This window comes from Synechococcus sp. 60AY4M2, from assembly GCF_002760375.1.
In the GTDB taxonomy this organism is placed as follows: domain Bacteria; phylum Cyanobacteriota; class Cyanobacteriia; order Thermostichales; family Thermostichaceae; genus Thermostichus.
This window is the reverse complement of record NZ_AUMZ01000001.1, coordinates 1,427,159-1,434,658: the sequence shown is the minus strand read 5'-3', so window position 1 is coordinate 1,434,658 and position 7,500 is coordinate 1,427,159. Positions and strand designations below refer to the sequence as shown.

6 protein-coding genes (1 of these 6 running past the window's edge) are annotated in these 7,500 nt (G+C 61.2%); 3 read left to right on the top strand and 3 right to left on the bottom strand.

Annotation, left to right across the window (positions count from 1 at the left end; genetic code table 11):
* Both SYN60AY4M2_RS06260 and SYN60AY4M2_RS06255 read right to left on the bottom strand, forming a co-directional pair.
* A protein-coding gene (locus SYN60AY4M2_RS06260) for a DUF559 domain-containing protein (RefSeq protein ID WP_099812525.1) crosses the window boundary here: on the bottom strand, positions 1-1,569 show its 5' portion. The gene continues 2,973 nt to the left of window position 1, outside the view; 1,569 of the gene's 4,542 nt are visible here — the first part of the coding sequence; the start codon lies at positions 1,567-1,569; its stop codon lies beyond the left edge, outside the window.
* Positions 1,566-4,460, bottom strand: coding sequence for a helicase-related protein (locus tag SYN60AY4M2_RS06255; RefSeq protein WP_099812524.1), 2,895 nt, complete (start codon positions 4,458-4,460; stop codon positions 1,566-1,568). The genes SYN60AY4M2_RS06260 and SYN60AY4M2_RS06255 overlap by 4 nt, the downstream gene beginning before the upstream one ends.
* 280 nt (positions 4,461-4,740) lie before the next feature.
* On the opposite strand from SYN60AY4M2_RS06255, the gene SYN60AY4M2_RS06250 reads away from it, so the two are divergent.
* Positions 4,741-5,256: a cyclic nucleotide-binding domain-containing protein gene (locus tag SYN60AY4M2_RS06250; RefSeq protein WP_168173629.1), complete on the top strand. Its 516-nt coding sequence runs from the start codon at positions 4,741-4,743 to the stop codon at positions 5,254-5,256.
* Between the two features lie 180 nt (positions 5,257-5,436).
* The gene (gene gap, locus SYN60AY4M2_RS06245; protein WP_011429234.1) at positions 5,437-6,456 is read left to right on the top strand and encodes a type I glyceraldehyde-3-phosphate dehydrogenase; all 1,020 of its coding nucleotides are present in this window, start codon (positions 5,437-5,439) and stop codon (positions 6,454-6,456) included.
* On the opposite strand, the gene SYN60AY4M2_RS06240 is transcribed toward gap, so the two are convergent.
* Positions 6,441-7,043 (bottom strand): 2'-5' RNA ligase family protein, encoded by a 603-nt coding sequence (locus tag SYN60AY4M2_RS06240; protein WP_011429235.1) that lies wholly within the window; start codon positions 7,041-7,043, stop codon positions 6,441-6,443. The genes gap and SYN60AY4M2_RS06240 overlap by 16 nt on opposite strands.
* A gap of 227 nt (positions 7,044-7,270) precedes the next feature.
* On the opposite strand from SYN60AY4M2_RS06240, the gene SYN60AY4M2_RS06235 reads away from it, so the two are divergent.
* Positions 7,271-7,500, top strand: a 230-nt coding sequence (locus SYN60AY4M2_RS06235) for a MerR family transcriptional regulator (protein WP_143597314.1), incomplete at its 3' end; no start/stop codon positions are given.

The window sequence follows — 7,500 nt, the reverse complement described above, 5'->3', positions numbered from 1 at the left end:
CTCGTCTTCCCCGGTGCGAACCTTGGCCAGCTCCTTGCCCAGACGCCGGGCAGCCGCCAGGAGAAAATGTCCAGAGCCACAGGCGGGATCCAGAACTCGCAGCGAGAGGATGGCCCGTTCCTTTTCCTCGCGGCTGGCTGCAGACTTCAGCCGCTCCTGTAGCACCGGCTCTAGGGCCGAGCGGACAAGTTCCGCCACCAGATCTGGCGGGGTGTAGTAGGAGCCGGTGCTTTTGCGTTCGGAGCCGTAGCTGAGCTCAAACTGAGGCGTCGCCTGCGCAGTAAACAAGATCTGGGGCCGGTAGTCGAGCAGGCTTTCGTAGACGGATCCCAGCTCTTCCACATCGAGAGCGGCATAGTTAACCCGGCGCGGCGGGGAGGTCGCGTTTTCTCGGTAGTAGGCCAGATGCCAGAAGGCCTGCAGCAGATCCCGGTTGCTCAGGCTGCACTCATCCAGCTCCAGAGGGGCAAACAGCTCTCCGTTGAGAGGAGCAGCCCCCAGCAGCTCCGCCAGCTCCTCCTGGGAAAGCACCCTCCAGAGCACCCGCAAGCTGCACCAGAGATCCTCATGCTCCGTAAAAGCGCTGCGCCGCTCCAAAAGCCGCCGCAGCCGACCCACGCCGTAGTGATCCCGGTAGAGGGGGCTGGCGCTAATTAGCCCCCGCTCCTCCGAGACCAAGAGAAACAAAAAGCGATAGACCAGCCGCAGCAGTTGTCGGTAGAACTCCTCCGGGGTGAGGCGGTTCAATCCAGAAGAGGCCAGCCGCTCCCGCAGTTGGGAGTTTTTGGGATGGGCAAGAAAGCCGTTGGCCAAGCCCTTGAGGCATTCTTCCACCCCATCCCGCAGCCGCTCGCGGACTCGCCCCCCCTGTTCCAGAGCTTGCTGGTAGTACTTCTCCAGCCAACACTCCCGCGCCTGCTCCGCCCTTTGGGGCAGGTGGCTGCGGTGCAACAGGCGAAACAGGATGGCAAAGTCGTTAAAGCGCTGCTCCTCCAGGATCTGCTGCAGGTCAAACTCCACATAGGCCTGCCGGCGCACAAAGGTGCTGTCTCGCAACAGGCGGAGGATCAGCCCGTTGGTGACGATGCCCCAGAGGTGCTCGCTGCAGTTGAGATACTCCTGCAGCAGCGAGTGAGGGGCTAGACGCGGCCTGCCAGTAGGAGCCAGCCGTCCCAGCTCCTGGCGCACCCCCACAATGTGCACCGGCGGAGCGTCCTCTGCTTCGCCAGCTCGGTGGGAGATGGCAAAGGTGGCGCCGTCAATCTCGTAGGCCCGCTGGTTGTAGCGCAGCTCGTAGCCCAGAAGGCTGAGAAAGGGAATGACCCAGGCATCGCGGGTAACCGACGTGGCCGGATCCCCTTCTGGCAGACGGGCCAGCCGACGGCGGAAAACTTCCCACTGGGTGCGGGCATCGGCAAAGACGCTGGCCATCTCCTCGGTCAGGCTGCGCTTGTCGTCTAGCCCAAAGTCTCTCGGCTTCTGGCCCGGCAGCTCGCCGGCCAAAAGCTGCTCCAGGATGTCCGGCCCCAAGAGGCCCCCTTCAAGGCGTAGTGCAGGAAATTGGCTCATCTGGACAGCAGAGGTTGTAGGACAAGAATTCCCAGCAGATCCGGGGGAAACTGCGGCTTAACCTCCAGCCCGCGCACGCGCTGGGAGATAGCCTGTCGGATGCGCCTGTGGGCATCAGCCAGCTCGCCAGCCCGCCGGCAAATGGCCTCCCGGATCCCTTGCTGAAGGGGGTGTCCTAGGCCCCAGTTTTCTGCAGTCGGCGGCCAGGGGCTGAGGCTGTCTAGCACATGCTGCACCAACTCCTGCTTTTCCGCGAGCGGCAGGTTGGCATCTGGCGTGGCTTTGGCCAAAAGCTGGAGCGCTGCCCCAGTTTCCAGCCAGCGGGCTGCGCCTCTTTCCAGGCCAACCCCTCCCAGCACCAGCACCTCCTCCGCCAGCAGAGGCTGAGCCAGCGGCTGCTCCACCAGGTAGCGCACGCGCAGCAACAAGAGGGTGGTGAGCTCGGCCACAGCCCGCGTCCGCACAACCCCGCAGCGGGAGACGACGGCCTCTTCAGGATTATCTAGAGCCTTCTCCAGCAAAAAGTGGGCCAGGGCAGCGATGAGGCGGTGGTTGCGGCCAACGTACTCCGCTCCTTCTGGCGTGGGGGAGACAAAGCTAATCCGCCAGTGTCCACCCTTGGGCTGGGGCAGGGCTGAACGAATGGCCTCCGGCAGGGTTGCCGTGCCCTCTCGGCTGAGGTTGACCTGGAAGACTCCAGACTGCCGGTCAGGGATCACGGCCAGGCCCAGGCGCTGGGCGGCAGCGAGAAAAAATTGCTGTACTGCCTGCGGATCCCCCAGCACGGCGTCTGTAGCCTCCAGTTCCCGCTGCACTTCTTCAGGCTTGAGGGATCGCTGGGCAAAACGGGTGCGGTTGCGCCGCTCCTGCTCGGCAGAGCGATCCCACCGGGCGTGAAACCGGCTCACCTCTGCCATCCCCAGATCCAGCTCCAACTGGCGCTCCCCTGAGCCGGATCCCTGGCGCAAAAAAAGCGCCTCCAGCACCGCCTGGGTAACGCTTTCACTCGCTTCGGGAACAGGCACGTGGGTGCCAAGGGTGCGGCGAATTTCCCGCGCCTTGTCCAGCAGCACCTTTAGCACCACGCCGTCCACAGGGTTATCTCGCCCAAAAAAACGAATGACCTTGACCCGGGGGGCCCGTTGGCCGTAGCGATCCACCCGCCCCTCCCGCTGCTCCAGCCGGTTGGGGTTCCAGGGCAGGTCGTAGTGGATGACGGCTGTCAATTTTTCCTGCAGGTTGATCCCTTCCGAGAGGCAGTCGGTGGCCACCAGCACCCGTGGCTGGTCAACGGCCATTTCCGCAATCTTGGCCTCCCGCTCCTCGTCGCCCATGCGGCCGGTTACGCAGGCTACCTGAGTTGCGGATCCCAGGTGTTGTCGAAGGTGGTCGGCAAGATACTCCGCCGTGGCCACATAGCGGCACCAGAGAATGGGGTGAAAGCTCTCTTTGAGGAGCCGCTTCACTAGCTCGATGGCCCGCGCCAGCTTGGTGTCTTGGTCTACGCCACGCAGTTGACCAGCCAGGCGGGCGAGCTCGCGCAGCCGGCGGCGGTCGCTGTCGGGCAGAGTTTGATCTGCTGCTTCGAGGGCTGGCAGCGGTAATTCGTCGTCAGTACGCTCTTCTGCTGACTCGAACACCCAGCGGCTAAAGCTCTCCTCGGCCTCTTCAGCTTCTTCCTCCCGGGAGCCTGCACCGCGATTGGCCAGCGCTGCCAAGGCCGCTGCCGGACTGGACATGACACAGCGCAAAAGAGCCAGCGCCCCCCAGTAGCGTACTCGCCGCCGCCGCTGTTCCATCTGCTGGCCGGTGCGCACCAGCTCCGCGCAGAAGGCATAGGTGCGCTCAAACAGCTCGCGGTAGCGGGGCGAAAGGTCATAGGTCTCATCTTCAGCTTCTCGGCTTGGGAAGCAGGCGGTTTCTTGCCAGGTCTCCTTAATGTCCCGCCGCGTGCGCTGGACAAAGTGACGGGCCAGCTCGAGGCGCTGGCTCTCAGTGAGATCCTGAAAGTCCCACGCCTCAAACTCAGGCCGCAGCAGCCCCAGCAAGGAACGGAAGGCCTCTGGGATGCCGCTGTGGGGAGTAGCCGTCAGCAGAATCAGGTGGCGGTTGGGCGCTTGGGCAATGGCTCTCAAAAGGGCATGCCGCTCCTGCTGAGCTCTGCCGGAACTGGCCGCCGCCGCACCGTGCACTTCGTCGGCAATGACCAGCTCAGGACAAAACTGTAAAAATTGAGGGCGGTTGCGCTCTGTTTTGACAAAATCAATGCTGGCCACCTGCACCGGGAAGTATTCGTAGAGGCTCTGTCCCAGCGGGGTTTGCCGCTCCAGTTGCCCTACCGTCCCCGAGCGGATAACTACCGGCTCGAGGTGAAACTTCTCGGCCAGCTCCCTGGCCCACTGCTCGCACAAATAAGGCGGGCAAAGGACACAAAAGCGCCGGATCTCGCCGCGATCCAGAAGTTCTCTGGCTATCAGCAGCGCTTCGATGGTCTTGCCCACTCCCACGTCGTCGGCAATAAACAGCCGCACCGGATCAAGGCGCAGCGCCATGAGCAACGGCACAAACTGGTAGGTTCGGGGCCGGATGGAGATGCGCCCCAGCGAGCGAAAGGGAGTGGCGCCCTCGCGCAAGATAAGCCGCGCTGCCTGCCAGAGGAGATGGGCGGCTGCAGCATCGGCAACTCGGTCGGCGCAGGGCAGCGGGAAGAAGGCCGGCTCGATGCGCTCAAAGGGCAAGGTGCCGCCTACAAGGTTCATCAGTTGTCGGTGAATGTGAATCGCATCCTCTGGCGTACCAGTAAGGGGCCGCAGCACTACCCCTTCTTCGGAATCAGCGGGGAGCACCACCCACTCGCGGTGGCGGCAGCAAACAATTGAGCCAGGCTGCATCGATCGGGATCCCTAGAGAGCTTTCTCCATTTGAGATTTGTATACATCTTTGCCGCTTTCCGGGAATGACTGCCGAGCTTCTGCGGCTTTTTTGAGAACCCCCTACAGCCTGCCTGGACAGAACTTCTGCCGGCGCCATGGCCGGCAAAAATTCTACGTGTTGGAAAATGGCCCAGTTGGGTCTCGCCCAAGCCTTTTGCAGGGATCCCTCCTACCCAAAACGTGGGGTGACGGTAGGATGAAACAGAGCTGGCCCCAAGCACTTCCAGCCGCTTGCCCGATGAGCAGCAGCCGTTATCCGTTTGAGCGCGTTCGCGAGCACTTGCTCTTTCAGTCTTTGGAAGATGCTGAGTGGAAGGCATTGACGGCTGCCCTACTGCCCAGCCGCTTTTCCCCCGGCCAGGTGATCTTCCAAGAAGGGGATCCCAGTAGCGACCTATACGTAGTTCTCAGCGGGATCGTGGAGCTGCGTCGCCAGTACATGCGCCATCCCGGCGATTATTGGCTGGCCACGCTGCATGCCGGGCGCGTGTTTGGGGAACTTTCCTTGCTGACGGGACGGCGACGTTCCTTTACCGCGGTGAGCCTGACCGAAGTGCAAACCCTGCGCCTCTCCCGCGAGGGGCTGCTCCTATTGCCCCTGGAAGTCCAGCTGAAGCTCTACCGCGCCTGGACCCAGATCATCGGCGAGCGCCTCTTTTGGCTCGACAGCATGTTCGCGGATCTGCTGGAACAGCGGGGAGCTGAAAACGTGGCCTCGGCTATGGCCTTGCTGCAGCAGCGCTACCCCGCTTGAGGAAAGCCAATCCCTGCAGGCAGGCCGGGATCCCTAAAGTTAAATATTAGTTGATACTACTCAAAAAAGAGGCCAGAAATCAAGCGGTGGGATCCCAAATTTTATCTTCAGAATAGCCAGGGGTTGCGGTATTATGTGCTAAGCAGCCCCAAAGCACTTCAAGCAGCGAGGTTAAGAGCAGTGGTCAGGGTAGCCATCAACGGATTTGGTCGTATCGGTCGCAACTTTTTGCGGTGTTGGCTGGGTCGCTCCCAGTCCAATCTCGATATTGTTGCCATCAACGACACATCAGACGCCCGCACGGCTGCCCATCTGCTCAAATACGATTCCATTCTCGGGCCGCTGCAAGGGGCGGAAGTGGAGGCCGTCGAGGGTGGCCTGCTGGTTAACGGCAAGCATATCCACGCCGTTTCCGATCGCAACCCCAGCAACCTGCCCTGGAAAGAGTGGAAGGTGGATCTTGTTATTGAAGCTACAGGGGTGTTCGTAGACTATCAAGGGGCCTCTAAGCACCTTGAGGCGGGAGCCAAAAAAGTAGTGATCACCGCTCCGGCCAAGGGGGGCGACATTCCCACGTTTGTATATGGCGTTAACCAACACACCTATGACCCGGTGCGGCACAACATTGTCAGCAACGCCAGTTGCACCACCAACTGCCTTGCCCCCATCCTCAAAGTGTTGCTGGACAAGTTCGGCGTCTTGCGGGCCACGATGACCACCACCCACAGCTACACCGGTGACCAGCGGATTTTGGATGGCGGCCACCGCGATCTGCGACGGGCGCGGGCGGCGGCGTTGAGCATGGTGCCCACCACCACCGGGGCGGCCAAGGCGGTGGCGCTGGTGATCCCCGAACTGAAGGGCAAGCTGAACGGGGTGGCGGTACGGGTGCCCACGCCCAACGTGTCGCTGGTGGACTTGGTGGTGCAAACGGAGCGGCGCGTGATTGCCGAGGAGGTGAACGCGGCTCTCAAGGACGCTTCAGAGACCACGATGAAAGGGATCATTGCCTACTCCGATATCCCCTTAGTCTCCATCGACTACCGCGGCCACGACTGCTCGGCGATTGTGGATGCCGAGATGACCAGCGTGCTGGACGGGGATCTGGTGAAGGTGATGGCCTGGTACGACAACGAGTGGGGCTACTCGCAGCGGGTGCTGGATCTAGCTGAATATATGGCTGCTCACTGGGTTGAGTAGGCTGTTGTTTCCTGCCTCAATCCCTCAGAGGCGGAGAGGGAGAATTCGGCAAAAACCTGCCAGCGCTTGCCGTCATGGAGGAGGAGGGTCAGGGCAGAGGCGAGAAAGGATCCCTGGAAGAGGCGAGCCTTGAACTGCGGCCAGGCGGCGCGGAACTGGGCCGGCTGGAGATCCCGGAAGGCCACAGTCATGTGGGGCACAAAGGGACGGGCTGGAGCCGTTGCTTCTTCTTGCTTGAGAAGGAGGCTCATGTGCCGCTGGGCCTTGGCCTGAAGCTGTTGCAGCTCGGGGGAGGGCTCGACGTGAATATAAATAACCCGTGGCGGGAAGGCGCCGAAGCCACAGAGCTCAACGGCAACTGGCGCCTGCTCCTTAGCAAATGCTTCTAGGGATCCTGTCAGGGCCGCCAGCTGGGCAGTGGGCCACTCGAAAGGAGGCACCAGGGTGATGTGAGGGGGCGAGCGCAGGGCTGCGCGGCTGGCGAATTGCTCGGCAAACTGTTGTTTAATGGCGGTCACTTGCTCCTGCAGGTCTGGTGGGGGAAGGAGGGCGAGAAATAGCCGCTGTTGGGGAGCATCGATCAGCATTGCCGGACAGGTGAGGGATCCTTTTATCCAGGCTAGGGCAGCACATCCCCAGGCCTCTACCCCATTTCCTAGGGGTCAGAAGGTTTGTCGGGATGCCCGACGTCTTCTTTAACTACTCATATAATTATCTAGTGATTATTCGGTGGCAGTAGGAGCATGACTCTAGTCAATGATATGCTGGACTATACTGAAAATAATGCCCAGTATGTTCAGTATGGCTGCTTGGTATGGCTAGGTATGTAAAACCGAGAGAAGCGGCGGATTATTTTGGGGTGTGTCTCCACACCTTGAGGCGATGGGAACAGAAGGGCTGGATCCATGCAGTACGTACACCATCCGGTAGGGCGAAAAGGTATGACCTCGACAGCTACATCAGAACGCCAAAGAAAGCCAAACGAGTCGTTTTGTACGCCCGAGTCAGCAGTCGAGGGCAGAAACCAGACTTGGAGAGACCGAT

Coding starts and splice junctions, on each gene's coding strand:
- SYN60AY4M2_RS06255 (WP_099812524.1), bottom strand. CDS start 4,460: ATGCAGCCTGGCTCAATTGTTTGCTGCCGCCACCGCGAGTGGGTGGTG.
- SYN60AY4M2_RS06250 (WP_168173629.1), top strand. CDS start 4,741: ATGAGCAGCAGCCGTTATCCGTTTGAGCGCGTTCGCGAGCACTTGCTC.
- SYN60AY4M2_RS06240 (WP_011429235.1), bottom strand. CDS start 7,043: ATGCTGATCGATGCTCCCCAACAGCGGCTATTTCTCGCCCTCCTTCCC.